We start from the raw sequence: 24,519 nt of genomic DNA on the forward strand, positions 1-24,519 counted from the left end.
ACCCTGAGCGCGGCCGGCACCCGGGCCGACGACGAGGTCGTGGTGCCCCGCGAGACCGGCTTCCACCGGTTGCGGGTGTCGGGGCTCGAGCGGCTGTGCGAGGACGCCGTCGCCGTCACCTTCGCCGTGCCGGAGGACCTGCGCGCGGACTACGCGTTCCGCCCGGGGCAGTACCTGACGCTGCGGCTCGAGACCGAGGCGGGGGAGGAGCGGCGCTCCTACTCGATCTGCGCCCCGGCCGGCGCCGAGCCGCGGGTCGGGGTGCGCCGGGTCGACGGCGGGCTGTTCTCCGAGTGGCTGGTCGACCGGCTCGCGGTCGGCGACGAGGTCGAGGTCGGCCCGCCCGCCGGGTCGTTCACCCCCGACCTCGCGGCCGGTACCCACCACGGGCTGATCGCCGCCGGGTCGGGCATCACGCCGGTGCTCTCGATCGCCGCGTCGCTGCTGGCCGCGCACGCCGACACCCGCGTCACCCTGCTCTACGGCAACCGGCGCACCGACACCGTGATGTTCACCGAGGAGATCGCCGACCTCAAGAACGCCTACGGCCCGCGGCTGCACCTGCTCAACGTGCTCTCCCGCGAACCCACCGAGGCCGACATCTTCAACGGCCGGCTCGACGCCGAGCGGATGCGGATCCTGCTCGGCTCGCTCGTCGACGTCGAGGGCGTCGACCACTGGTGGCTGTGCGGCCCGCTCGGCATGACCGAGGACGCCGTGGCCGTGTTGGGCGAGCTCGGGGTGGAGAAGAAGCGCGTCCACCGGGAGCTGTTCTACGTCGACGAGCCGCCGCCCGAGGTGCACCGCGCCGAGGACGACGCCGAGGTCGGCGAGGGCAGCGAGGTCACGGTCGTCCTCAACGGCCGGTCCACCCGGCTGACCCTGCCGCGCAACCAGTCCGTGCTCGACGCCGCGCAGAAGGTCCGGGGCGACCTGCCCTTCGCCTGCAAGGGCGGGGTGTGCGGCACGTGCCGGGCGCAGGTCACCGCCGGCGAGGTCACCATGCGCCGCAACTTCGCCCTCGAGGACGAGGAGGTCGAGGCCGGGTTCGTGCTCACCTGCCAGACCCTGCCGGTCTCGGACACGGTCACCGTCGACTTCGATGTCTGACCGCGATCTCGTGGACCGGGCCGACCACGGCCCCGTGCGAACGCTGACCATGACCGACCCGAAGCGGCGCAACGCGTTGTCGATCGAGATGCGCCGCGAGCTGCGCGACGCCGTGCTCGCGGCCATGGCCGACGACGAGGTCCGGGTCGTCGTCCTCACCGGCGCGGAGGGCTTCTTCTGCGCCGGCGGGGACATCTCGACCATGAGCGACGACGAGCAGCTCGGCATCCACCGCCTGCAGCTCGTCGCCGACCTCATGGAGGCCATCGTCGCCGGGTCCAAGCCGGTGATCGCCGCGGTCGAGGGCGGTGCCTACGGCGCGGGCCTCTCGCTCGCCGCGGCCGCCGACCACGTCGTCGCGGCCCGCGACGCCAAGCTCTGCGCCTCGTTCGGCGGGGTCGGGCTCGCGACCGACGCCGGGCTCGCCTGGACCCTGCCGCGGCGCGTCGGCCAGGGCCGGGCGACCGAGATGATCCTCTTCGGCGAGGTCGTCGGCGCCGAGCGGGCGGCCACGATCGGGCTCGTCGAGCGACTGGCCGAGCCGGGCGGGGCGCTCGAGCTGGCGCGGGAGCGGGCCGAGCTGCTGGCGCGCCGGTCGCGACCGGCGCTCGCCGCGACGAAGGCGATCTTCGCCGCGGGGCACACCGACCTGCGGCAGGTCCTCACCGCCGAGGCGCGCGCCCAGCGCACCCTGTTCGCCGGACCCGACTTCGCCGAGGGCGTCGCCGCGTTCCGGGAGAAGCGGAAGCCGACCTTCCGGGACTGACCCCGGAGCTCGCCCACCGGGTGGCCGCGTGGGTCGACCGGAGGGAGACGTGTCCTGGGCGGCACGCGATCGGGAAAGGTGTGACGAAGTCGTCGCTAGCTGGAAGCCGCACTGCGTTAACTTTGCCAAGCAGCGCCGTCGTGCCTCCACTGTGTCACGATGCGCGTCGACCCGGCCCGTGTCCGGCCGGGCTGCCGTACTTCCCGATCGACAGTGATGCCGGACATCGAGGAGAGCGATGAGCGACAGCCCCGAGGCCGCTGAGCCCGCAGCGACCCCGTCCCCGACCGCGCCCCCGCTGCGGATCGGGGTCGTGGCGGAGTCGACGAAGGCGGAGACCCGGGTGGCGTTGACCCCGGAGACGGTCCGCAAGGTGATCGACCTCGGCTACACCGTCACGGTGGAGACCGGCGCCGGTGTGCGCGCCGGGTTCGACGACGCCGCCTACGCCGCAGCGGGGGCGGAGGTGGCCGAGGGGCCGGTGTGGGACGCCGACGTGGTGGTCACGATCGACGCCCCGGCCGCGGACGAGATCGAGCGGCTGCGCCCGGGCGCCACGCTGGTGTCGATGCTGGCGCCCCGGTTCGAGCCGGAGCGGGTCGAGGCGCTGGCCGTGCGGGGGGTGACGGCGCTGGCGATGGACGCGGTGCCGCGGATCTCGCGGGCGCAGTCGTTGGACGTGCTGTCCTCGATGGCGAACATCGCCGGCTACCGGGCGGTGATCGAGGCGGCGCACGCGTTCGGCCGGTTCTTCACCGGGCAGGTCACGGCGGCGGGCAAGGTCCCGCCGGCGAAGGTGCTGGTCGCCGGGGTCGGGGTGGCCGGGCTGGCGGCGATCGCGGCGGCGAACAGCCTGGGCGCGGTGGTGCGGGCGACCGACCCGCGCGCGGAGGTCGCCGAGCAGGTGAAGTCGCTGGGGGGCGAGTACCTGGCGGTGGAGGTCGAGCAGGAGGCGTCCACCGACGGGTACGCGAAGGCGACGTCGGAGGACTACGACCGCCGGGCCGCGGAGATCTACTCCGAGCAGGCCGCGGACGTGGACATCATCATCACCACCGCGCTGATCCCGGGCCGACCCGCGCCGAAGCTGATCACCGCCGAGCAGGTCGCCTCGATGCGGCCGGGCAGCGTGATCGTGGACATGGCCGCCGCGCAGGGCGGCAACGTCGAGGGCACGGTCGCCGGCGAGGCGGTGGTGACCGACAACGGGGTCACGATCATCGGCTACACTGACCTGCCGGGCCGGCTGCCCGCGCAGGCCTCGCAGCTCTACGGCACCAACGTGGTGAACCTGCTCAAGCTGCTGACCCCGGGCAAGGACGGGCGGCTGGTCCTGGACCTCGACGACGTGGTGGTGCGCGGGCTGACCGTGGCGCACGCGGGCGAGACGTTGTGGCCACCGCCCCCGGTGTCGGTGAGCGCGACCCCGGCGGTCCAGCCCGCGGCGGCTCCGCAGGCCGAACCCCGACCCGAGAAGAAGCGCTCGCCCTGGGCGCGGGCCGCCGTCGGGATCGTCGGGGCGTTGGCGTTGTTCGGAGTCACGGCGTTCGCGCCGGCGGAGCTGGCGGGGCACCTGACGGTGTTCGTGCTGGCCATCGTGATCGGCTTCTACGTGATCGGGAACGTGCACCACGCGCTGCACACGCCGCTGATGTCGGTCACCAACGCCATCTCCGGGATCATCGTGGTCGGCGCGATCCTGCAGATCGGCGCCGGGAGTGCGCTGGTCACGGCCCTGGCGGCGGTCGCGGTGCTGCTGGCCGCCATCAACATCGTCGGCGGCTTCGCGGTGACCCGCCGCATGCTGTCGATGTTCTCCCGTAGCCCCGGACGGAGCTGAAGGCATGCAGACGTGGACGACGGCGGCCTACCTGATCGCCGCCCTGCTGTTCGTGGTCAGCCTCGCGGGGCTGTCCAAGCACGAGACCTCCCGCTCCGGGGTGGTGTTCGGCATCGCCGGCATGGCCATCGCGCTGGTGGCCACCGCGGTGGTCGCGCTGGGCTCGGCGTCCGGGCTCGGGATCGCCCTGCTGCTGGTCGCGCTGGTGATCGGCGCGGCGATCGGGCTGTGGCGGGCCCGGGTCGTGGAGATGACCGGCATGCCCGAGCTGATCGCGCTGATGCACAGCTTCGTCGGCCTCGCGGCGGTGCTGGTGGGCTGGAACGGCTTCCTCGAGGTCGAGGGCGGCGAGGTCGAGGGTGACCACCTGCAGCTGGCCGGGTCGCTGCTGGGCATCCACCACGCCGAGGTCGCCATCGGGGTGTTCATCGGCGCCGTGACGTTCACCGGCTCGATCATCGCCTACCTGAAGCTGTCGGCGAAGATCGCGTCGGCGCCGCTGATGCTGCCGGGCAAGAACGGGCTGAACCTCGGGGCGCTGGTCGTGTTCGCGGGGCTCACGGTGTGGTTCGTGATCGCGCCGCAGGTGTGGATCCTGGCCGTGCTCACGGTGGTGGCGCTGCTGCTGGGCCTGCACCTGGTCGCCTCGATCGGCGGCGGCGACATGCCCGTCGTGGTGTCGATGCTGAACTCGTACTCCGGCTGGGCCGCGGCGGCGTCGGGCTTCCTGCTGGGCAACGACCTGCTGATCATCACCGGGGCGCTCGTCGGCTCCTCCGGTGCGTACCTGTCCTACATCATGTGCAAGGCGATGAACCGCTCCTTCATCTCGGTCATCGCCGGCGGCTTCGGCGCCACCGCCTCGGCGGCGGCGGCCGTCGAGGGCGAGCACCGGGAGATCGACGCCGCCGGGGTCGCCGAGATGCTGGCCGACGCCCGCAGCGTGGTCATCACCCCGGGCTACGGCATGGCCGTCGCGCAGGCGCAGTACCCGGTCGCGGACCTGACCCGGCGGCTGCGCGAGCAGGGCGTCGAGGTCCGGTTCGGGGTGCACCCGGTCGCCGGGCGGCTGCCCGGGCACATGAACGTGCTGCTGGCCGAGGCGCAGGTGCCCTACGACATCGTCCTGGAGATGGACGAGATCAACGACGACCTGGCCGACACCGACGTCGTGCTCGTCATCGGGGCCAACGACACCGTCAACCCGGCCGCGGCCGAGGACCCGGGCAGCCCGATCGCGGGCATGCCGGTGCTGCGCGTGTGGGAGGCCGCCAACGTCGTGGTGTTCAAGCGGTCCATGGCCACCGGCTACGCCGGCGTGCAGAACCCGCTGTTCTTCCGCGAGAACACCCAGATGCTCTTCGGCGACGCCAAGGAACGCGTCGAGGACATCCTCGCCGCGCTCAAGACCCTCACCCCCGCCGGCTGACGTTCGGCGCCGGTTCACCCCGTCGTCGGGATCTCGGCGGCGACGGGGTGACGCGGCTGGTAGAGGCCGAGCGCACCGCCGCCGGGCAGGCGGATCGAGGTGCGCCGGCCCCAGCCCTCGTCGGTGGTCCCGCCCTCGAACGCCACCCCGCGCGCGGTGAGGTCGGCGACGGTCGCGTCGACGTCGTCGCACAGGAGGTACAGCTCGTGGGCCGGCGCGCCGTCGGTCGGATGCACGGCGATCTCCGCCGGCGGCAGCGCGAGGATCAGCCAGCCGTCCCCGGCATCGACCGAGCGGGTGCCGAGGAGCGTGCGCAGGAAGGCGCGGTCGGCCTCGGCGTCGGTGCTGTAGAGGATCGCGTGTGCGCCCGTGATCATGATTCTCCTCCGGAGGACGGCCGTCGACGGGTCAGTGTCCCCGCGACCCGGCGCTGCGGTGGGGCCCGGCGGAGCTCGCCCGGTGCCGTCTTCCGATGGCGGCCGGCTGCGGGCAGGGTCGGAGCATGCGGGATCGGGCGCGCGGGGACGCCGAGAAGCTGATCGGACCGCCTTCGAGGAATGGGCGGCGGGCACCGGAGGTCCCGGTGCGAGCGCCCTCGTCGACGCCGAGGGGACCGCCCGCGACGGCGAGCCCTACCGCAAGACCTGCACCTGGTACCTGCGCGGGTCGTGGACGACGCGATCGTCGAGGCCGTCGCCTTCTCCGACACGATCGAGTTCACCGATCTCCGGCCGCGCGTCTCCCCCGCCTGAGGTCCCCGGCGCCGAGAATCCTGGGCGGGTGTCGTTAGCGCGGGGAGGTGATCCGACGAGCAGGGACGTGAGATCTCCCCGTCTCCGAAGGAGAGCCCGTAGGTGAACGACGTCGGCAGCGCCCCCGACAGCCTGCTCGCCGGGCGTGCTGTCGCTGCGCGAGCGCGTCCAGACGGCCACCGCGCTCCCGCTGGTGGTCGCGCCGACCCAGATCGGGCCGCGGAACGGGACGACGCCGCCCGAGAACGGCCCCGCGCTCGTCGGCGCCGCGGTGCTCACCGTCCTGCTGCTGCCGACCCCGGCCGTGGCGGTCCACCGGCCGGTCGGGCAGGAGCGCCCGCGCCCTGCGGCCCCGTCCCCCCGACGGGGCCGACCGACGGAGAAGGAGGAGCGGACATGGCCGAGGAAGACCTTCGCCGGGAGATCGCCGCGACGAGCCTCGGGCCCGTCGAGTACGCGGTGGTCGGTACCGGCGCCCCGGTCCTCGTCCTGCACGGCAGCCCCGGCGGGATCGACGCCGCCGCGTTGATGGCCGGCTTCCTCCCCCGCGGCGACATCGCAGCGGTCCTGCTCTCCCGCCCCGGCTACCTCGGGACGGAGCTCGGCGAGCGCACCTCCGTCGACCGGCAGGCCGACCTGTACGCCGCCCTGCTCGACCACCTCGGCATCCGACGCGCGGGCGTCCTCGCGTGGTCCGGCGGCGGGCCCTCCGGCTATCGCTTCGCGGTGCGGCATCCCGAGCGGGCCGACGCGCTCGTGGCGGTCGCCGCGGTCAGCCAGGCGTACCACGACCCCCACACGGACCTGGCCACCCGCCTGCTGTTCGCCACGGGCGCCGGGCGCCGGCTGCTGCGGCTGCTGGCCGACCACCAACCCCGGCGGTACATCGCCGCGGCCCTGTCCGGGGAGGGCGACCTGACGGACGAGCAACTGGACCGGCGCGTCGAGGAGGTCCTCGCCGACCCGGTGAAGCGCGACTTCGTCCTGGCCATCGGCCCGACGGCGAGCCAGGACCGGCGCCGGCGCGCCGGCTACCGCAACGACCTCGAGCAGTTCGGGGCCATCACCTCGCTCGAGCTGGAGAGCATCACGACGCCGACCCTGCTCGTCCACGGCGGGGCCGACAGCGACGTCCCGCCTGCCCACAGCACCTTCGCCGCCGCGACGATCCCCGGGGCCGAGCTGCTGACCTTGGACGCCGGCACGCATCTCGCGCTCTACACCCACCCGGACGCCGCGTCGGCCCAGGCCCGGGTCGTCGACTTCCTCCTGCGCCGATGAGCCCCCGTCCGTCCGGCCCTACCGCCGGGGCGGCGGGCCGGGCAGGGTGAGCGCATCCCGTCGACCCGAGGGAGCATTCGGATGACGCATCCACAGGAGCCCGGCGCCGCGCCCGACGAGGCCTCCGTGCCCGAGGAGCAGGCGGTGAGCACGGGCCCGTTCGACGACGAGACCCTCGCCCGGTTGCTGCACGACCTCGACGTCGCCAACGACTGGCACAGCGGTCCCTGAGCGACGCCCTGGACGGCCCCGCCCGGGGTCGGGCCCCCGACATCCGGTCCACTGCGCACCGCGTCCGTGCGGCGCGGCGCCCGCGGCGAGGTCGGTCGAGGCGTGCGACGGCGACTTCCTCCAGCCGGCTCCTGCCCCACGATCGGTCGTGAGCGGTGACGATGCCCGTCGCGAGCGTGCGCGGCGGAACCCGGCTGCACATCCGGGACGAGGGCAGCGCCCGACGCTGCTGCTCCCGCCCGGATGGGGGGTCTCGACGTGGTGGTGCCGGGCCGACGCTGCTCGGCTAGAACTCGCCGGTGGCGAGGAACCGCTCGATCTGCCGGGTGTACGGCGCCAGGTCGAGGTCCTGGGCGGCGACCCACCCGTCGTCGTAGTAGCTGTGCCGGTAGCGCTCGCCGCCGTCGCAGATCAGGGTCACGACGCTGCCCCGCACACCGTCGGCCAGCATCCGCGCGACGAGGCGGTAGACGCCCCACAGGTTCGTCCCGGTGGAGCCGCCCGCGAACCGCCCGGTGCGTTCGTGCAGGTGGCGCACGGCGGCGATGCTGGCGGCGTCGGGCACCGGCAGCATCAGGTCGATCACCCCCGGGACGAAGCTGGGTTCCATCCGCGGGCGGCCGATCCCCTCGATCCGGCCGGGCAGACCGGTGGCGTAGTCCGCCGCGCCGCTCGCCCAGCCCGGGAGGAAGGCGGAGTTCTCCGGGTCGACGACGGCGAGCCGGGTCGGCATCCGCCGGTAGCGCAGGTACCGGCCGATCGTCGCCGAGGTCCCGCCGGTGCCCGCGCCGACGACGATCCACTCCGGCACCGGGTACCGCTCCTGCGCGAGCTGGGCCACGATCGACTCGGCGATGTTGTTGTTGCCGCGCCAGTCCGTCGCCCGTTCGGCGTAGGTGAACTGGTCGAGGTAGTGGCCGCCGCACTCGGCGGCCAGCCGCTCCGCCTCGGAGTACATCGCCGCCCCGTGCTCGACGGGATGGCACCGGCCGCCGTACCGCTCGATCAGCGCGATCTTCTCCGGGCTGGTTGAGCGCGGCAGCACCGCGACGAACGGCACCCCGATCAGCTGCGCGAAGTAGGCCTCGGACACCGCGGTGGACCCGGAGCTGGCCTCGACGACCGTCGTGTGCGGCCCGATCTGCCCGCTGACCAGGGCGTGCAGGAACAGCGAGCGGGCCAGCCGGTGCTTGAGGCTGCCGGTGGGGTGCACCGACTCGTCCTTGAGGTAGACGTCGATGCCCCAGCCGGCAGGCATCGGCAGGACGTGCAGGTGGGTGTCCGCGGAGCGGTTCGCGTCGGCCTCCACGCGGCGGACCGCCTCGTCGACCCACAGCCGGTCCGCGCCCGCCCGCTCCACCACCACGCCGGTGACCGTAGCCGCGGGCGCCTCCTGGGCTCCGGCGGGCCGGGAGATGGCGAGCCTCGGAGTCGCCGACGAGCCGGACCCCGCGGTCGTGCGGGCTCCCGCCGAGAACCCTCAGTGCAGGAACTTGAGCCCGACCACCCCGGCCACGATCGCGAGGAGGCACAGCAGCCGGGCCGCGGTCGTCGGCTCGCCGAGAGCGACCATGCCGTAGAGCGCGGTGCCGACCGCGCCGATGCCGACCCAGGTCGCGTACCCCGTGCCGACCGGGATGGACCGGAGCGCGTACGCGAGGCCGGTCATGCTCAGGACGAGCGCCACGAGGAACGTGACGGAGGGCAGGAGGGCCGTGAACCCGCGGCTGCGGGCCAGCGCCGCGGCCCAGACGGTCTCCAGGACACCCGAGACGACGAGGACGACCCACGCCATGACACACCTCCGGCAGGCGTCGTCTTGTCGTGCCGGGTACGACGCGCTCGTCCGGGGAGTCCGCGGGAGGCGGGTCCGCGGTCGACGGTAGCAACGTCGTCGCCCCTCGCGCGGCGGTGGTGACCGGTCCGACCGGCACCGAACGCCGCGGGAGGGGCGGCGAACCGGGCTGGCACCACGGGATGTTCTCCGCGGCCGCCTCCTCGTTCGACGAGTGGAGCGCGATCGCCGAGACCAGCTTCGTCCCGCTCCGGGTCCGGCCGCCCGCGCGGCGGCCGCGGCGTTCCGCGGCGAGATCGTCGGGCGCGGCCTCGACCCCCGCGTCGGCCTTTCCCGGAGCGCCGCCGCTCGCCGCGTCGCCGGTCTGCCGTGCGGTGCCGGTGAGGCCGGTGAACCGGGGGTGCGTGGCACCGAGGAAGGGCTTCACGTGTTCCGGGGTGTCGTGGGCGGGATCGACGGTGACGTACAGCGGCGCCACGGTCGCGGCGTCCGGACCCAGCCGGTCCAGCACGTCGTCGAGCTTGGCCAGGGCGCGGGGACAGACCACCCGGCACGAGGTGAACCCGAACCGGACCAGCTGCCAGCGGCCTCGGTAGGTCCGCTCGGTGACGGGTGTGCCGTGGTGGTCGACCAGCGAGTACGTGGCCCGCAGCGGCGGGACGGTCACGGCGCGGCCACCAGGTCGACGGCCGGTCCGTCCGGGACGTCGATCAGGAACACGCGCGCGGGGTGATCTCCGCGCCGCCCAGGCGCAGCCGGGTGCCGGCCGGGAGGCCGGCCAGGGTCACGGTGCCATCACCGGGAACGGTGCGGTCGCGGCGCAGCCGGGCGTGCAGCACTCCGTCGACGACCTCGGCCCGGCTGACCTCGACGTCGCGGTCGACCGCCGTCAGCCGCGATGCCTCGTGGTGGCCGGCCGGCCACGGCTGCTGGTAGATCCTGCGCAGCCCGTCGGGGACGTTGAGCCGGGCGTGGCCGAGCAGGACGTTGCCGGACATGGGTTCGATCTCGGTGCGGCGCCCGGTCGGGGTCGGCCGGGGTGTCGTTGCGCGGGTAGTGGAGGTCGCCGTCGCGCCAGGTGGGGTTCATGAAGCGGTCGGCGTGGGCGAGCAGGCCGTCGAGGGTGTCCCGGTCGCACATCTCGGAGGCCCAGGCGGCGACCCAGCCGAAGTCGCAGGTGTCGGACACGATCTCCTGGCCCCTGACGTGCCGCGCGGGAGCCGACGGCACGGACAGCGTGCCGTCCGGGCCCGGTTCGAGGAAGTCGGCGACCTGCCGGCGGTAGTGCCGGTGCACGAAGTCGTGGTTCCAGGTGTTCATCAGCGCCCCGCACCAGGCGTCGACCCAGGGGGAGGGGCGCTCGTCGGGCCGCACCTCCCGGGTGTCCTCGGAGATCATCATGGCGTAGTGGCCGTCGGCGTCGAGACGCCCGAAATCGGCCCACGCCTTCTCGTAGCCGGCCACGACGTCGTCGGCGCGGGTGCCGCCGGTGATCTGGTCGTGCAGCCCGGAAGCCGAGGATGGCGGGCTGGTTGCAGATCTGGAACACACAGTTCGGCTCGCAGGCGACGCCGAGGTAGCCGGACTCGACCATGAGCCAGTAGAGGTGCTCGGTGAGCGAGTCCCGGTCGTAGGCGAACCGCTTCTCGGGCCCGCCCCAGAAGAACGACCAGTGGCGGAAGGTCAGCGAGCCGGGCTCGGCGTACCGGTCGGTGCCGAAGAGCTGGTCGTGCAGCGCGGCACAGGACTGCACGTAGGCGGAGTACATGATGTTGTCGCGGGCGACCGGGTCCCACTCCTCACCGAGCCGGTCCGACAGATGGGCGTTGAACACCGAACCGCCGCGGGAGACATCGCGCCAGTACAGCCAGACCTCGGGCATGAGCAGCTTCTCGATCAGCCGGCGAATCGTGGGGGCGAACAGTCCGGGCGCGGCCGGCAGCCGGTGCCGTCGGCCAGGGCGAGGCCGTAGACCATGTACGCGAGCTGGAAGCGGTAGCCGCCGAAGTCGTCCTGGCCCACACCCTTGCCGTGCATCAGCGACCAGTCGTTGGGCAGCTGGCGGGACAGGTTGTCCCAGTGCCGCAGGTGGCCGAGCTGCTCACGGGTCAGCACCCCGTCGGACATCGTCGTCCTCCCTCCGGCGACCGCCCGCACCGCAGGTCGCCGTCCCGGACGCCAGCGCTCCGCGGGCCGCCGCTCCGGCGATCCGGGAACCGGCCGGCGTCGTTCCCGGAACCGCGATGAGACGGGGCCGGCGCCGGAGTCCTCCCTGCGAGGACCCGGACCAGGAGGCACGCCATGTTCACCACCACGCTCTGCCGCAGCTGCACCGCGATCGTGACCGTTCCCGCGGCCGCGCTCACCGCCCGGCCGTGCCGTTGCCGCGGCTGCGGAGCCGTCGTGACGCACGAACCGTGGGAACCCGAACCGACGGCGCAGGTGCTGGCCTTCCCCGCGCGGGAGATGCGGCCGGCCCGTGCCGCGTGACCCGCCGACGCCCGGGGCGCGGGGCGCCCTCGACGGGCCGGAGCGGGCTTGCCGCCGGGCCAAGTCCGTTGGCGGGGACCGTTCCGCGGTCGCGTGTTTGGACGCGTGCAGTCGTGGCACCCGGCCGCTGCCGGACACAGCGAAAGTCCTCGTCGGGGCGGTGGCGTGTCTGGGCGCCGGGGACCATCGGTTCATCGACCGTGGGGCACACCCCCGGTGCGGGAGTCCCGCGGCCGTCAGCCGGGCTCGGTCGTCGCCGCGGGGCTCCACATCTCGACTCGCGCGGCGAGCGCGAGAACAGGTGGAACGCCTCGCGAGGAGCGGGGCAGGAAGACCTGTCGGAGGGGGCGCGGCGACGTCGGGGAAGCGCGTCTCCTCCATCAGGCAGGAGGCGTCCGGACACCCCCCACACCACCGGACGCCTCGCCCCGGGGGGCGCACGCCGACGATCCTCCAGCCGGGGCGTGCGCTCCCCTCCGGGACCGGAGGGTCGGGGTCCGGAGGGTCGGGTAGACCTGTGCCGTCACCCCCTCGCGGCCGTCCGGCCGGTTCCTGTCGCGGTGCTGCTCCGCGTTGCCGGGCTTTCTCGCGCCATGATCACGTGTCTCGGATCCGCAGAGTCGGTTTTCGACCTTTTCCGTCCAGAGCCGGTGATCAGGGCCAGGCACCGCGGCAAGATCGCTAGCCATGGACCGGTGGGGTCGATTTCGGGCACTTCCCGTCCACGTTCGGCGATCTTCTTCGGCGGTGGTTCCTGAGCGGCGATCAGCGGGAGCAGCCGTGGGGGCCGCCGGCATTCCGCTGGGCCGGGCAGCCGGGAGGGGCACCGGGCAGTCGGGAGGGGCTGCGGGCAGTCGGGAGGGGCTGCGGGCTGCTGGGAGGGGCTGCGGGCTGGGAGGGGCTGCGGGCTGCTGGGAGGGGCTGCGGGCTGGGAGGGGCTGCGGGCAGCTGGGTGGAGCGCCGGGCAGCTGGGTGGAGCTCCGGGTAGCCGGGAGGGCACCGGGTAGCCGGGTGGGGCGCCGGGCAGCTGGGTGGAGCGCCGCGCAGCCGGGAGGGGCGCCGCGCAGCCGGGAGGGGCACCGGGTAGCCGGGTGGAGCGCCGCGCAGCCGGGTGGAGCACCGGGCAGCCGGGTGGAGCGCCGCGCAGCCGGTAGGGGCACCGGGCAGCCGGGTGGAGCGCCGCGCAGCCGGTAGGGGCACCGGGCAGCCGGGTGGAGCGCAGCGCAGCCGGGTGGGGCGCCGGGCAGCCGGGTGGAGCACCGCGCAGCCGGGTGGGGCGCCGCGCAGCCGGGAGGGTCACTCGTCGTGGACGGGGGAGTCGGTTCTCGACCTTCGACGTCCGCAATTGCTGATCACGGACCAAGCCGGCGGCAAGATCACTCATGGTGGGCGGGAAGGGTCGGTCTCCGACGTTCCGTGTCCCCAATTGCTGATCACTGACCGAGCCCGGCAGCAAGATCACTCGTCCTGGACGGCCGCGGTCGATTTCCGACGCTCGCCGTCTCGGCCGGCGATCAGGAGCGATGCCGGCAGGGGTCGGATCGGGCGGCGTCGACGCCGCCGAGGGCACCGGTGATGATCGGCGCGATCACTCGTCGTGGACGAGGAGAGTCGGTTTCCACCCTCCCGTTTCCACGGTCGCTGATCACGGTCCAAGCCGGCGCTGCAAGATCTCTAGTTGTGGAGCGGCGCGGTCGGTTTTCGACTCTCCCTGTCCATATCAGATGATCATGGCCCGGGATGCCCCGGCGCCGCGTGTGGTCTCGGCCGCCTCGGAGCGGCGGCTCACCACGCAGGGCTTCCGCCGGGCGCCACCCGCCGCGCAGGCCTTCGCCGGGGGCCGCGCGCCGCCCAGGGCTTTCGCCGGGCGGGTTGCGCCGCGCAGGGTTTTCGCCGGGTGCCACCCGCCGCGCAGGCCTTCGCCGGGGGCCGCGCGCCGCCCAGGGCTTTCGCCGGGCGGGTTGCGCTGTGCAGGCCTTCCGCCGGGTGCCGCGTGCCGCCCAGGGCTTTCGCCGGGGGGCGCCGCGCAGGGTTTTCGCCGGGCGGGTTGCGCCGCGCAGGGTTTTCGCCGGGCGCGTTGCGCTGTGCAGGGCTTCCGCCGGGTGCCACGCGCCGCACAGGGCTTCCGCCGGGGGTGGCGGCCGCGCGTCGGGCCGAACCGTCAGCCGACGAGGCGGGCGACCAACCGGCGCTGCAGGTCGAGGGCGGGGCGCGGGGCACCGGGGCAGGCGGTCCGGGTCCGGGCCTGGGCCCGGTCACGGCGCCGGTCGTCGCGGCGGTCCTGCGGGGTGGCAAGGGTGGCCAGGGTGGCAAGGGTGGCAAGGGTGGCGGTCATCGGGTCCTCCTCGTATCGCTGCTACGGAGAACCCTGCTCCGGATCGCGGCCCCACACCGTCGTCCCGTCGGCCGGTTTGCCGGGGGAACGCGGTGTCGGGCGATCGGGGGGCGGCCGTCTACAGGAACCGCCGGTCCACCGTGACCGTGCCCGACGCGGATCCGTGCACGTGCCCGCCGCTCGTCTCCTCCGGTGCGGGGGCGAGCAGGTCCCGCTGGCTCGGCAGCAGGACGACGTCCCGGTTGTGCAGGGCCAGAGCCCGGGCGTAGCGCCGGGCGATGTCCTGCATCGGGGTGTCGGTGCCGCCGACCCCGAAGACGGTGCCGGCGTAGTCCAATGGGCCCATGAGCTCCCGTATCCGGTCCCGGTCCGAGGGCGGCACCAGCTCGGCGGGGTCGCCGCCGGCGAACCAGCCCATCGGCACGGCCGTGCCCGCGGGGACGACCGTGTTGACGTGCACCACGGCGTGGAAGTCGAGCTCCGCGCCCACCCCGATGCGGGCGCCGTTGAACACGACCGCGCCGGTCGCGATCCGGGTGTCGCCCTCGACGACGCAGCCGGTCAGCGACGCGTGCGGACCGACGAGCACGTGGTCGCCGAGCCGTGTGGGGTGCCGGGCCACCCCGCGCACCACCGCGTTCTCCATGATCACGCAGTGAGCGCCGATCTCGACCGGTCCGCCCTCCGCGGTGACCACGGCCCCGAAGAGGACGCGGCTGTGGGGACCGATCGTCACGTCCCCGCACAGCACGGCGTTGGGGGCGATGTAGGCGGACTGTGCCACCCGCGGGCTCTGCAGCCGATGCCGGACGAACACCGCGTGCCGGCCGACCGGACGGGGCGGTGGCTGGTACTCCTCAACCATGGTGGCCTCCCACGAACGCGACCGTGCGGGACCGGGATTGTCCTCGGGCCCGGTCCACGCGACAAGGTCCGCGAGGCCCCTGGCCCCGCGGATCCGTGTCCGTGGTCAGCAATGCGGCAACACGGGCGCGACGGAGATCGCGCCGCGATGCACGTACTCCGCGCCGTGGGGGCCGGAGATGCGGAACCAGTTGGGGTTGCCGGTCAGCGTCTGCCCCTCGGTGTGGCAGACGGTGTGCACCGCGGTCCCGGGTGCGAGGTCCCGGATCGGCGCGGTCTGCGTCGACGAGCTGGAGTAGGAGTTCGTCGGCGCGAGCACGAGCCCGGTCGGGTCGGCGTGCTCGGCAGCCCCGGCCACACCGGCAATGCCGACGAGTCCGAGGACGGCGAGCCCGCCGGTGGCGGCGACGGCGATGCGCTTGTTCATCTTCAGGAGTCCCTTCGTGGCGTCTGCCCGGGTGGTTCCGGGATGTCACGAAGGGTGCTGCGGCGCGCGTCCCGCCGGGACCGGGTGATCGGCCGATGTCGCGGAGGACAGGGGAGGCCCCCGACCGGGGGACGGGAGCCGGCCGGGTGGGCGGGGGAGCGCCGCTCGCCCCTCGCCGGGCCAGCCGGTCGCGGCCGTGGGCGCCCGGGGGTGGGGCCGGTCGGGGTGGTCGGCGGGGACCACCGCGGAGGGCAGCGCCGTCCAGCAGGACGGTAGCTGCACTGGCGGAACACGACCGGGGCGTCGACGTCGTCGGCCGCCGTGGCGATGATCTGCGGCCCGTCGTCGATCCCGAGGGCGAGCCAGCCCTCTCCGGTGTCGTCGAGGACCTCGCCGCAGTGCACGCAGGCGGTCGCGGAGCCGACCTGGGCGAGGTTGTCGTCCGTGCTGCTGCGCGGGCTCGGTCTCGACCCGGTGCTCCCCCGGGGCGGGAAAGCTGCGCGCGGGCGTCGGACGACCGGCTGTGCGGGCCGCTGCCGCCTACGATCGGCGCATGAGCGAACCGGGGGCGGGCCGGAAGGGCGGGCGGGCCGGCACGGCGCGGCGCGAGCTGGTCGAGAACGAGCTCTACGAGCACGCCACCCGGCTCTTCGCCGAGCGCGGCTTCGCGGGCACGAGCCTGCAGGACATCGCCGATGCCCTCGGCATCACCCGGCCCGCGCTCTACTACTACGTCAAGAGCAAGGACGAGCTGCTGGCCAAGCTGGTCACCGAGGTCACCGACGGCCCGCTCGACGAGCTGACCGCGCTCGTCGAGCGGGATCGCGACCCGGTGCAGCGGCTGCGCGGGATCGTCCAGGTGATCGTCGGGCGGCGGACCACGCAGCCCGCGCGGTTCCGGCTGCTCATCCGCTCCGAGGCCGAGCTGCCGGCCGAGCTCACCGCGGCCTACGACGAGAGCCGCCGCGCGGTGCTCAAGGTCATCGCCGGGGTGATCGACGACGGGGTGCGGGCGGGCCGCTTCCGGCCCGTCGACGCGCGGGTCGCGGCGCTGGGCGTGCTCGGCATGTGCAACTGGGTCGCGTGGTGGTTCCACCCCGGGGGCAAGGACACCGCCGAGGGCGTGGTGGACCAGCTCGCGGACATGGCGGTCGCCGCCCTGGTGCGCCCGGACCACCAGGCTCCGGAGGCCGAGGGGCCGGCCGCCGCCCTGAAGCTGCTGCGCCAGGACCTCGATCACCTCGAGCGCATCCTCGATCTCTGATCCCGCCGTCCCGACGGAGCCCCTCCGCCGCAGGTGGAGGGCCCTTTCGGCGTGGGCGAGGCCACGAATCGTCGACTGCGTCGAACTGCTGGCGGGACCACCGGGTGCGGGGGCGACCACGTCCCGGTCCCGACCTTCGACCCGGCCGCGACGGTGTGCTTCGTCCAGAGGTGGTGATCACGTGTCGGCGGGCCCTGCCGGACCGGCGCGACCGGCACCCGGGGCTCGCAAGTGGTTCGTCGGCACGGCGCGTCCGGGGTCATCACCGGTCGGCGGCCCGGGGACATGCTCGGCAAGATCACGGATCGTGAAGCAGATTGGTCTCTGACGGGCTCGGTCGGCTCGGTGTGATCACAGGTCGTGGAGTGGGCAGGTCGGAGAACGACCTTCCGCATCCACGAGTAGTGATCACGTCGCGGGCCGCCCTGTCGACTCGGCACGATCACCGACTGTGAGGCGGGCCGGTCGACGATCGACCCTCCCGGGCCAGAACCGGAGATCCGGGTCGAGCCCCAGCCCTGATGATCGCGAACGGGCGACCCCCTCGATCCTCGCGCCGGTCGCGTCAGTCCTCGCGGCGGTAGGCGGGGGCGCGGGGCGGGAGCGGGCGCGGGGCGCTCTCCAGCAGGGGCGCGGTGCGGGGCGGGACGACGACCGAGAGCACGACCACACTGGTCGACCGCCCCACCGAGGGGGAGCGGTTGAGGGCGAGCAGCGCCTGCTGGAGGTCCTCGTGCGAGGAGGCGGCCAGACGGCAGAGCACGTCGGACGAGCCGGTGGTGGCGTAGGCCTCGAGGACGGCGGGCTGGGCGGCCAGCTCGGCGGCGACGTCGTCGAGCGCCCCCTGGGCGATCTCCAGGCTGACGAACGCCTGCAGGCCCTGGCCGGCGGCGGCGAGGTCGATCTCCGGCCCGTACCCGGTGATCACGCCGGCGCGCTCGAGCCGGTCGAGGCGCGCCTGGACGGTCCCGCGGGCCACCTGCAGCGTGCGGGAGAGCTCGAGCACCCCGACGCGGGTGTGGTCGCGGAGGGCGGCGAGCAGGTCGACGTCGAGCGCGTCGAGTTCCATGTGGGCCGACTGTACAGCTGAAAGCCCATCGAGCGGGCCGAGATGGGCCGGAAGACCAGATCGGCACGGCGCCGTTGCGGGGGAATCTGCCGGCGAGGTGTCCTTCGTGTGCAGAGCAACCACGAGGAGGCCCGTCGTGACCGTCGATCAGTCCCTCACCAGCCAGGAACGCCTCGCCGAGCTGGACCACGACCAGCTCCGCCAGCTGGTCGGCCTCGTGGAGTACGACGGCGGGGCCGATCCCTTCCCCGTCACCGGCTGGGACGCCGTGGTGTGGGCGGTCGGCAACGCCACTCAGGCCGCGCTCTGCTACCAGGTCGTGTTCGGGATGGAGCTCGTCGCCTACTCCGGTCCCGAGACCGGCAACCGCGACCACCAGGCCTACGTCCTGCGCTCGGGCGCGGTCCGGTTCGTGCTCCAGGGCGGGGTGGACCCGGCGAGCCCGCTGCTCGACCACCACCGCCGGCACGGCGACGGCATCGTCGACATCGCGCTCGAGGTGCCCGACGTCGACCGGTGCATCGCCCACGCCCGGGCCCAGGGCGCCACGGTCCTCGCCGAGCCGCACGACCTGACCGACGAGCACGGCACGGTCCGGACCGCCGCGCTCGCCACCTACGGCGAGACCCGGCACACCCTCGTCGACCGCTCCCGCTACACGGGCCCGTACCTGCCCGGCTACGTCGCCCGCTCGTCCGGCCACGTCCGGCCGGAGGGCGCGCCGAGGCGGCTGTTCCAGGCGCTGGACCACGTCGTCGGGAACGTCGAGCTCGGGCACATGGACGAGTGGGTCGACTTCTACAACCGGATCATGGGCTTCACGAACATGGCCGAGTTCGTGGGCGAGGACATCGCCACGGAGTACTCGGCGCTGATGAGCAAGGTCGTGGCCAGCGGCAACCACCGGGTGAAGTTCCCGCTCAACGAGCCCGCGGTCGGGAAGAAGCGCTCGCAGATCGACGAGTACCTCGACTTCTACGGCGGGCCGGGCGCCCAGCACCTCGCGCTGGCCACGAACGACATCGTGCGGACCGTGGACGTGCTGCGCGCCAGGGGTGTCGAGTTCCTGCCGACCCCGGACTCGTACTACGAGGACCCGGTGCTGCGGGCGCGCATCGGCGAGGTCCGCGTGCCGATCGAGGAGCTGCAGTCCCGGGGGATCCTGGTCGACCGGGACGAGGACGGCTATCTGCTGCAGATCTTCACCCGCCCCGTCGGGGACCGGCCCACCGTGTTCTTCGAGCTCATCGAGCGCCACGGCTCGCTGGGCTTCGGCAAGGGCAACTTCAAGGCGCTGTTCGAGGCGATCGAGCGCGAGCAGGCCCGGCGGGGGAACTTCTGAGCCTCCCGCCGGGCCGACCTCCCTCGCTGCCCCGGCTGCCCCGGCCGGCGATGACGTCCCGCGCCCGACGCGGTCTGCACCGCGACGTGATCACGGACCTCGGAGGACCACGCCCATGCACGCCGACCGCCGCGCGACCACCCTGGAGCCGGGCGGGAGCGACGCCGCGGTGCGGAGGGAGCGCCTGACTCTCTGCACCTCCCTCAGGGGATCGACGGCCCCGGCGTCGACCTGCTCGCCGCGCGGCTCGGCCGAGGGCGGGGCGTCACCCCCGCCCGCCGCGGCCCCGTCGACTCCCGCGCGGGCAGCACGACCTCGGTGGCCTCGATCCGACCGGTGAGCATGTCGACGAGCGTGCGCCCGGCCTGGTCGGCGGGGTTCGTCAGAGTCGTGAGCGGGGCAGAGGGTGGCGCCGAAGTCGTCGCCGCCTGCCACGCTGAGCGCGGCCGGCACGGCGATCCCGCGCTGAGGTCCGCCCCGCCTTGCGCGGCGGTGCCTCAGGCCTGGCCGGTGAGCGCGCCGGCCACCGGGCCGAGGGGCGGGGCCCACTCGCGGATGTCGGCGGCGGCGACCACACCCTCCGTGGAGAACGGGTCCTTGTCCACGATCGCCTGCACAGCGGCCTTGTCCTCGGCGCGGAAGATCAGCAGGCCGCCAGGGGCCTCCGCGGGCGCCCAGGCGCCGGCGACCAGCAGGGCTCCGCTGTCGACGAACTCCCGCAGGTAGTCGCGGTGGGCGGGCCGCGTGGCGTCTCGCAGCTCGGTGTCGTCGGTGTACGTGTAGATGACGGCGTAGGTCGTGGCCATGTCGGTGATCCTCGCACGCGCACCGCGCCCGACGGACCGCGCGATCTCCTCGGCCGGGAACCGCGCCGCGGCGACGCCCGTTGACGCCTTGTGTCCGTTTCGCCCGGTTCATCCGGCGGAGCGGCGAGGACGGTCGTCGTGGAGAAGGAGAACCCAGGTGGGCCTGTTCGACAAGCTCAAGGAGCGGCTCGCGCCGTCCGGCACCGCGCGGCAGGCCGGGTACGCCCGGGGCGGGTACGCACCGCGCGGTGGCAGCGGGTTCGGGGGACCGACCTCGGGCGGCCGCGCTCAGGACCCGGACGAGGCGGCGGTCGAGCGCTACCGGTACATGCTGCGCACCGCGCCGCCGGAGACGGTGGAGCAGGCGCACGCCGAGGCGTTCGCGAAGCTGACCCCGGAGCAGCGGCAGAGGGTCCTGGCCGATCTGGGCAACGAGGTGCCCCCGGCCGAGCGGGCGACCTCGAGCGACCCGCAGGCCCTCGCCCGGATGGCCACCCGCGCCGAGATGCGCAACCCCGGCACGCTGGAGCGGAGCTTCGGCAGCCGCGGGCCGGGCATGGGCGGCATGATCGCGGGCACGCTCCTGGCCAGCGTGGCGGGTGCGTTCATCGGGACCGCGATCGCCGACGCCCTGTTCGACGATCCCGGCGCCGACGGCGACCTCGCCGCGGGTGCCGAGGAGCCGGTCGACGAGGGCGGCTTCGACGAGGGCGGCTTCGAGGGCGGGGACCTCGGCGAGTTCTGACCGCCGGGCCGGGCCCGCGCGGGACCTGCCGCGCGGGCGCCGGCTCCTCCCCGAAGCGATCGAGCGCGTCGGTGTGGCGGGCGAGGGGGTCGTCGGTGCGCCGCACGCGGAAGCGGCAGTAGTCGCCGAGGCCGCCGAGCGGTTCCCCTGGCGCGAACCGGCCCCTCAACAGCGCCCCTCCCTCTCGAGCTGCGCGGTCCGCGCCCGGTCGGGCTTGCCGAACCGGCACGAGGACCGTGCGGCGGACGGCACATGCGCGGCGCCGTGGGCCCGTGACCACGACAGTCCGGACGACCACCACCACGCCCACGTCCGCGTCCGGAGCGGGGAACCGAACACCGTGCTCGCCGCCACCGCGGCCGGGCTCGCGCCGGGAACCGCGCTGGACCTCGGCTGCGGCGAGGGTGGCGACGCGGTCCGGCTCGCCGGCCCGGGCCGGCGGGTCACTGCGGTGGACGTGTCCGAGGTCGTCCTGGCCCGGGTCGCGCCCTGGCCGCGGACCGGGACCCGACGGGACGCGCGCCACCGTCGTCGATCACGTGGTGCTGGTGCGCCGCAGCTGAGATCCCGGAGGCCGAAGGGGGCGGCGATCACGGGCGGGAGGTGCGCGCGCCTCCGCCCGTGATCACGGGTCACCGCCACCATCCCTCGACGGGATGACGCGGGTGCCGGCCCCGGAAGGGCGATGCCGTGAGGAACGCATCCAGCAGGCCGGCGGCCCGCTGGGCGGTGCAACGACCGAGTCCTGCCCCGGATACTGCTTCGTCCGGCCCTTCGATCGGTCGGGGGACAAGAGGATCCGAACGGGCCCCCCGCCGGCGACCGGACGGGCGAACGACGGTCACGACCCCGGCGTCGAGGTCCACGGCGGTGCGCGGCGGTGCACCGCCGGCCCCGTCGTCGCCCAGCAGGGAGCGGGAGTGGCGCTCCTCCGGCTCGGCGCGCTTCGCTCCGGTGAAGAGGGCGTCCCCCTCCTCGAACCCGGTGCCGGACAACGGATGGGAGTCGCCCTCCGGCGCGCGGTGCACCACGGTCGGCGCGGCCACGGTGCCGGTGCCCGCCGCGTCGCGCCGGAGCGGATCGGGGCTGCCGCAGCGCGGGCTGTCGGTGGCCGCCGTCTTCGAGATCGACGACGTCATCGACCCTGCCGAGACCCGCCGCTGGATCGTCTCCTCGTTCCCCGCGCGGAAGGTGGGCCCGCAGCCGCAGAAGGTGCGGCCGAACATCGACACCTGGTGACCTGCGGTTTCCCTGGGGCACTTGCGCCCGCTCGGTAGCGTGGCCGGGTGACCGACCCGACGCTGGGCGAGTTGACGGTGGGTGTGGAGGGCCTGGCGCTGCTGCGGCTGCTCCGGGCCGACGACCACGGCGCCGCCCGCGCGGCGCGGATGGCGGAGACCCGGGACCTGCTCGACCGGCTCGGGCGGGACCCGGCGCTGCAGGGGTCGCTGGGCGTCGAGCTCGACCTGCGCGAGGGCTACGCGCGATGGGCCGAGACCTACGACGGCCCGCTGCGGCTGTTCTCGGTCGAGGAGCCGCCGATGGAGCGCCGGCTCGGCGCGTGGCCCGCCGGCGCGGTGCTCGACGCCGCCTGCGGCACCGGGCGCTACGCGGTCCGCCTGGCCGGGCTCGGGCACGCCGTCGTCGGCATCGACCGGTCCCCGGACATGCTGGAGCGGGCGCGGGCGAAGGTGCCGGGCGGGCGCTTCCTCGAGGGCGGGCTCACCGACCTGCCGCTGCCCGACGCGTCCGTCGACGCCGCCGTGTGCGCGTTGGCCCTGGTCCACGTGCCCGAGGTCGCCCCGGCCGTCGCCGAGCTGGCCCGGGTGGTCCGGCCGGGCGGCCGCATCCTGGTCAGCGACGTCCATCCGGTCCTGGTGCAGCTGGGCTGGCAGGCGCAGTTCGCGACCGGGGCGGGGCGCGCGTACATGCGGCTGCACCGGCACCAGGTGACGGACTACGCCGCGGCCGCGTTGGCCGCGGGCCTGGTCGTGCGCGGAGCCGAGGAGCCGGCGCTCACCCCCGAGGCCGCGGTCACCCCGACCCTCGAGCTGGTGCCGGAGGCCACCCGGGCGGCCTACGTGGGTCTGCCCGGTGTGGTGATCTGGGAGTTCGCCCGGCCCTGACCCTCAGGACTCCGTGCGCATCCGCCAGGCATCGGTGACCAGTTCGGCGAGCCGCTCGGGACCGACCTTCTCCAGCCGCACCATCACCAGCGGCAGCCCGTCGTAGCTCGGCGTGGTGAAGAACAGGTCCGGCTCCCCGAGCAGCAGCGCCTGCTTCTCGGCCTCGTCGCCGACGTACAGCACGGCGATGTCCGTGCGGAGCACCCGGCGCTGCCCCGGCACCCGCTCCGGGTAGGACCAGACGAAGCCGCGCCCGCCCGCGCGGAAGTCGAACCCGTCGCTGTCGATCTCCTCGACGCCCTCCAGGGACAGCGCGAGCCGCCGTACGTCCTCCGCGTCAGCCACCGCCCCTCCCGATCACGCCCGGGAGCGTAGCGAGCGACACCGACGAATCGGACGTGGTCACCCCACGAGCGGTCGCAGGACCCGGTGCGCCCACTCGGCGAGGGTCGTGGGGTGGTGGTGAGGCGGGGCGGGTCGGGCGCCGGCCTGCAGCAGCAGCCGCACGGCCCGGCTCCCGACGCGACCGGTGGGGGTGGTGCCGACGATCCGTTCGCGCATGCGCGGTGCCTTCGGACCGACCCTGACAGGACCGGTCCCCTGATACGCCCGCCCGGCGAGACCTGTGTACGTAGTTCTCCCCGGTGTGCAGGGGTCGTCCGGGCGAGCAGAGTTCCTCCATGACGATCTGCCTGGTCGCCGGGCCGCCCGGGTCCACCGGGACCGCCCCGGCCATCCCGCCGCACGAGCGGTGCCGTTACCGGGCCGCGGCCCACCACGCGCGCCGGCTCTACCCCGGCTGCGTCGGCGAGCTCCTGCACCGGGAGCTGCTCGCCTACGCCGACTTCGGGCACCGGTTCGACCGGGAGGCCCTGGTGCCCCGCCTGGCCGACGAGATCCTCGCCTGCCCGCTGCGCCCGGCCGACGAGCATCAGCCCGGCGCGTAGGCGCTCCAGTCCGGCATGGCCGTGCCGTGCAGGGAGGCGCCGAGCCGGTCGAGGTACCAGCTCCACCCCGCCTCGACGTCGGCCGGGTCGAGGCCCGGGATCAGCCGCTGGCGGAAGACCAGGTCCGTGCCCTCGCCGGCCGGCCCGAGCGTGACGTCGAGCAGCCACGTCTGCCCGTCCGCCCCCTCCGGGACCTCGACGACGAGCCGGTGCGGCGCCGCGCACTCGTGGATGGTGACGGTGACCGGGTCCGCGACGGCGCCGCCCGCGTCGACCTCGCCGGTGATCGTGAGCTCCACGGTGCCGCCGGGGCGGCCGGTGCCGGTGTAGGTGCCGAACCAGCGGGCCAGCCGGGCGGAGTCGGTGAACGCCGCCCACACGTCGTCGATCGGGTCGGGGTAGCTGCGGCGCACGGTCAGCAGGCGGCCGTCGTCGGGGTCAGGCGGTGCCACGGTGTTCTCCTGTCGGGTCGGCGGCGCGCCGGGCCCGGCGTCCGCGGTGGAGTTCGGTGTCGAGGGCGTCGAGCCGGGCGGCGGGTCCGGCCGGCGGCGCGGCGACGTCGTCAGTGCCGACGAGGCCGCCGCCGTCGGCGCGGTCCTCGCTGTCGTGGGAGGTGAGCGGGCGGAAGCGGTCCAGCCACCGGTCAAGCTCCGTGAGCCCGGCGCGGCGGAGCGTGTAGACGCGGTGCTGGCCGCGCACCGCGGACTCGACGAGGCCCGCCTCCCGGAGGACCCGCAGGTGCCGGCTGACGGCCGGCCGGGTGACCGGGAACCGAGCAGCGATGTCCCCCGCCGTGACCGGGCCCTCGGCGAGCAGCTCGACCACCCGGCGGCGCAGGGGGTCGGACAGCACCGTGAACGCGTCCACGCCGATATGTAACCGTAGGCGTACTTAACTGGC

General features: G+C 74.4%; 28 protein-coding genes, 3 pseudogenes and 1 riboswitch. Of the genes and pseudogenes, 13 read left to right on the forward strand and 18 right to left on the reverse strand.

Going from position 1 to position 24,519, the window contains the following annotated elements:
• Positions 1-39 precede the first annotated feature (39 nt).
• From paaE to pntB, 4 genes are all read left to right on the forward strand, one after another.
• On the forward strand, positions 40-1,110 hold the full coding sequence (gene paaE, locus LWC35_RS00825) for a 1,2-phenylacetyl-CoA epoxidase subunit PaaE (protein ID WP_232868050.1): 1,071 nt from the start codon (positions 40-42) through the stop codon (positions 1,108-1,110).
• A complete protein-coding gene (locus tag LWC35_RS00830) occupies positions 1,103-1,876 on the forward strand; it encodes an enoyl-CoA hydratase/isomerase family protein (RefSeq protein WP_232867895.1) in 774 nt (257 codons plus the stop codon). Before paaE ends, LWC35_RS00830 begins: the two co-directional genes overlap by 8 nt.
• A 238-nt stretch (positions 1,877-2,114) precedes the next feature.
• Positions 2,115-3,716 carry a Re/Si-specific NAD(P)(+) transhydrogenase subunit alpha gene (locus tag LWC35_RS00835; RefSeq protein ID WP_232867896.1) on the forward strand — a complete coding sequence of 534 codons (1,602 nt, stop codon included), beginning with the start codon at positions 2,115-2,117 and terminating at the stop codon, positions 3,714-3,716.
• A 4-nt stretch (positions 3,717-3,720) separates the two neighbouring features.
• Positions 3,721-5,145, forward strand: a complete 1,425-nt coding sequence (gene pntB, locus LWC35_RS00840) for a Re/Si-specific NAD(P)(+) transhydrogenase subunit beta (protein ID WP_232867897.1) — start codon at positions 3,721-3,723, stop codon at positions 5,143-5,145.
• A 14-nt stretch (positions 5,146-5,159) separates the two neighbouring features.
• On the opposite strand, the gene LWC35_RS00845 is transcribed toward pntB, so the two are convergent.
• Positions 5,160-5,522, reverse strand: a complete 363-nt coding sequence (locus LWC35_RS00845) for a VOC family protein (protein ID WP_232867898.1) — start codon at positions 5,520-5,522, stop codon at positions 5,160-5,162.
• A gap of 771 nt (positions 5,523-6,293) precedes the next feature.
• Between LWC35_RS00845 and LWC35_RS00850 the strand changes: the two genes are divergently transcribed.
• Complete coding sequence (locus LWC35_RS00850; protein WP_232867899.1) at positions 6,294-7,178, forward strand: alpha/beta fold hydrolase; 885 nt, start codon at positions 6,294-6,296, stop codon at positions 7,176-7,178.
• Positions 7,179-7,259: 81 nt separating this feature from the next.
• Positions 7,260-7,409, forward strand: a complete 150-nt coding sequence (locus LWC35_RS00855; protein WP_232867900.1) for a hypothetical protein — start codon at positions 7,260-7,262, stop codon at positions 7,407-7,409.
• A gap of 286 nt (positions 7,410-7,695) precedes the next feature.
• On the opposite strand, the gene LWC35_RS00860 is transcribed toward LWC35_RS00855, so the two are convergent.
• The 7 genes and pseudogenes from LWC35_RS00860 to LWC35_RS00880 all read right to left on the reverse strand — a co-directional run bounded on the left by LWC35_RS00860 (position 7,696) and on the right by LWC35_RS00880 (position 11,331).
• Positions 7,696-8,775 (reverse strand): PLP-dependent cysteine synthase family protein, encoded by a 1,080-nt coding sequence (locus LWC35_RS00860; RefSeq protein ID WP_308194426.1) that lies wholly within the window; start codon positions 8,773-8,775, stop codon positions 7,696-7,698.
• 114 nt (positions 8,776-8,889) lie between these two features.
• On the reverse strand, positions 8,890-9,204 hold the full coding sequence (locus LWC35_RS00865; protein ID WP_232867901.1) for a DMT family transporter: 315 nt from the start codon (positions 9,202-9,204) through the stop codon (positions 8,890-8,892).
• Between the two features lie 13 nt (positions 9,205-9,217).
• Positions 9,218-9,283: riboswitch (guanidine-III (ykkC-III) riboswitch) on the reverse strand.
• A 282-nt stretch (positions 9,284-9,565) separates the two neighbouring features.
• Positions 9,566-9,871, reverse strand: a pseudogene (locus LWC35_RS00870) (SCO family protein); the annotation flags it as partial.
• Positions 9,872-9,914: 43 nt separating this feature from the next.
• Complete coding sequence (locus tag LWC35_RS00875; RefSeq protein WP_232867902.1) at positions 9,915-10,202, reverse strand: hypothetical protein; 288 nt, start codon at positions 10,200-10,202, stop codon at positions 9,915-9,917.
• 52 nt (positions 10,203-10,254) lie between these two features.
• Positions 10,255-10,755 (reverse strand): annotated as a pseudogene (locus LWC35_RS40740) (linalool dehydratase/isomerase domain-containing protein); the annotation flags it as partial.
• 10 nt (positions 10,756-10,765) lie between these two features.
• Positions 10,766-11,146 (reverse strand): annotated as a pseudogene (locus LWC35_RS40745) (linalool dehydratase/isomerase domain-containing protein); the annotation flags it as partial.
• The gene (locus LWC35_RS00880) at positions 11,101-11,331 is read right to left on the reverse strand and encodes a hypothetical protein (RefSeq protein WP_232867903.1); all 231 of its coding nucleotides are present in this window, start codon (positions 11,329-11,331) and stop codon (positions 11,101-11,103) included. The pseudogene LWC35_RS40745 and the gene LWC35_RS00880, both read right to left, overlap by 46 nt.
• 174 nt (positions 11,332-11,505) lie before the next feature.
• Between LWC35_RS00880 and LWC35_RS00885 the strand changes: the two genes are divergently transcribed.
• The gene (locus LWC35_RS00885; RefSeq protein ID WP_232867904.1) at positions 11,506-11,694 is read left to right on the forward strand and encodes a hypothetical protein; all 189 of its coding nucleotides are present in this window, start codon (positions 11,506-11,508) and stop codon (positions 11,692-11,694) included.
• Between the two features lie 2,161 nt (positions 11,695-13,855).
• On the opposite strand, the gene LWC35_RS00890 is transcribed toward LWC35_RS00885, so the two are convergent.
• The 3 genes from LWC35_RS00890 to LWC35_RS00900 form a co-directional block, all read right to left on the reverse strand.
• On the reverse strand, positions 13,856-14,029 hold the full coding sequence (locus LWC35_RS00890) for a hypothetical protein (protein WP_232867905.1): 174 nt from the start codon (positions 14,027-14,029) through the stop codon (positions 13,856-13,858).
• A 118-nt stretch (positions 14,030-14,147) separates the two neighbouring features.
• Positions 14,148-14,894, reverse strand: coding sequence for a gamma carbonic anhydrase family protein (locus LWC35_RS00895; RefSeq protein ID WP_232867906.1), 747 nt, complete (start codon positions 14,892-14,894; stop codon positions 14,148-14,150).
• A 105-nt stretch (positions 14,895-14,999) separates the two neighbouring features.
• The gene (locus tag LWC35_RS00900) at positions 15,000-15,320 is read right to left on the reverse strand and encodes a hypothetical protein (RefSeq protein WP_232867907.1); all 321 of its coding nucleotides are present in this window, start codon (positions 15,318-15,320) and stop codon (positions 15,000-15,002) included.
• Positions 15,321-15,873: 553 nt separating this feature from the next.
• Between LWC35_RS00900 and LWC35_RS00905 the strand changes: the two genes are divergently transcribed.
• On the forward strand, positions 15,874-16,584 hold the full coding sequence (locus LWC35_RS00905; protein WP_232867908.1) for a TetR/AcrR family transcriptional regulator: 711 nt from the start codon (positions 15,874-15,876) through the stop codon (positions 16,582-16,584).
• A gap of 565 nt (positions 16,585-17,149) precedes the next feature.
• Here LWC35_RS00905 and LWC35_RS00910 read toward each other — a convergent pair.
• The gene (locus LWC35_RS00910) at positions 17,150-17,653 is read right to left on the reverse strand and encodes an Lrp/AsnC family transcriptional regulator (RefSeq protein WP_232867909.1); all 504 of its coding nucleotides are present in this window, start codon (positions 17,651-17,653) and stop codon (positions 17,150-17,152) included.
• 136 nt (positions 17,654-17,789) lie between these two features.
• Here LWC35_RS00910 and hppD point away from each other — a divergent pair, with 136 nt between their 5' ends.
• On the forward strand, positions 17,790-18,995 hold the full coding sequence (gene hppD, locus LWC35_RS00915) for a 4-hydroxyphenylpyruvate dioxygenase (RefSeq protein ID WP_232867910.1): 1,206 nt from the start codon (positions 17,790-17,792) through the stop codon (positions 18,993-18,995).
• 497 nt (positions 18,996-19,492) lie between these two features.
• Here hppD and LWC35_RS00920 read toward each other — a convergent pair whose 3' ends face one another.
• Positions 19,493-19,801: a YciI family protein gene (locus LWC35_RS00920; RefSeq protein WP_232867911.1), complete on the reverse strand. Its 309-nt coding sequence runs from the start codon at positions 19,799-19,801 to the stop codon at positions 19,493-19,495.
• A 157-nt stretch (positions 19,802-19,958) separates the two neighbouring features.
• Here LWC35_RS00920 and LWC35_RS00925 point away from each other — a divergent pair, with 157 nt between their 5' ends.
• Entirely contained in the window at positions 19,959-20,546 is a 588-nt protein-coding gene (locus tag LWC35_RS00925) for a hypothetical protein (protein ID WP_232867912.1), read from the forward strand.
• 632 nt (positions 20,547-21,178) lie between these two features.
• Here LWC35_RS00925 and LWC35_RS40750 read toward each other — a convergent pair.
• Positions 21,179-21,592, reverse strand: coding sequence for a DUF6191 domain-containing protein (locus LWC35_RS40750; RefSeq protein ID WP_372462979.1), 414 nt, complete (start codon positions 21,590-21,592; stop codon positions 21,179-21,181).
• Here LWC35_RS40750 and LWC35_RS00935 point away from each other — a divergent pair.
• A complete protein-coding gene (locus tag LWC35_RS00935) occupies positions 21,531-21,785 on the forward strand; it encodes a hypothetical protein (RefSeq protein ID WP_232867913.1) in 255 nt (84 codons plus the stop codon). The genes LWC35_RS40750 and LWC35_RS00935 overlap by 62 nt on opposite strands.
• A 47-nt stretch (positions 21,786-21,832) precedes the next feature.
• Entirely contained in the window at positions 21,833-22,672 is an 840-nt protein-coding gene (locus tag LWC35_RS00940) for a class I SAM-dependent methyltransferase (protein WP_232867914.1), read from the forward strand.
• A gap of 3 nt (positions 22,673-22,675) precedes the next feature.
• On the opposite strand, the gene LWC35_RS00945 is transcribed toward LWC35_RS00940, so the two are convergent.
• Positions 22,676-23,017, reverse strand: a complete 342-nt coding sequence (locus LWC35_RS00945; RefSeq protein ID WP_232867915.1) for an MmcQ/YjbR family DNA-binding protein — start codon at positions 23,015-23,017, stop codon at positions 22,676-22,678.
• 57 nt (positions 23,018-23,074) lie between these two features.
• A complete protein-coding gene (locus LWC35_RS00950) occupies positions 23,075-23,233 on the reverse strand; it encodes a hypothetical protein (RefSeq protein WP_232867916.1) in 159 nt (52 codons plus the stop codon).
• Positions 23,234-23,352: 119 nt separating this feature from the next.
• Here LWC35_RS00950 and LWC35_RS00955 point away from each other — a divergent pair, with 119 nt between their 5' ends.
• Entirely contained in the window at positions 23,353-23,619 is a 267-nt protein-coding gene (locus LWC35_RS00955) for a hypothetical protein (RefSeq protein WP_232867917.1), read from the forward strand.
• Here the strand turns inward: LWC35_RS00955 and LWC35_RS00960 are convergent.
• Both LWC35_RS00960 and LWC35_RS00965 read right to left on the reverse strand, forming a co-directional pair.
• Complete coding sequence (locus LWC35_RS00960; protein ID WP_232867918.1) at positions 23,604-24,071, reverse strand: SRPBCC domain-containing protein; 468 nt, start codon at positions 24,069-24,071, stop codon at positions 23,604-23,606. The genes LWC35_RS00955 and LWC35_RS00960 overlap by 16 nt on opposite strands.
• The gene (locus LWC35_RS00965; RefSeq protein WP_308194427.1) at positions 24,058-24,486 is read right to left on the reverse strand and encodes an ArsR/SmtB family transcription factor; all 429 of its coding nucleotides are present in this window, start codon (positions 24,484-24,486) and stop codon (positions 24,058-24,060) included. The genes LWC35_RS00960 and LWC35_RS00965 overlap by 14 nt, the downstream gene beginning before the upstream one ends.
• Positions 24,487-24,519: the final 33 nt, after the last annotated feature.

It is taken from the genome of Pseudonocardia kujensis (assembly GCF_021283305.1).
GTDB lineage: Bacteria > Actinomycetota > Actinomycetes > Mycobacteriales > Pseudonocardiaceae > Pseudonocardia > Pseudonocardia kujensis.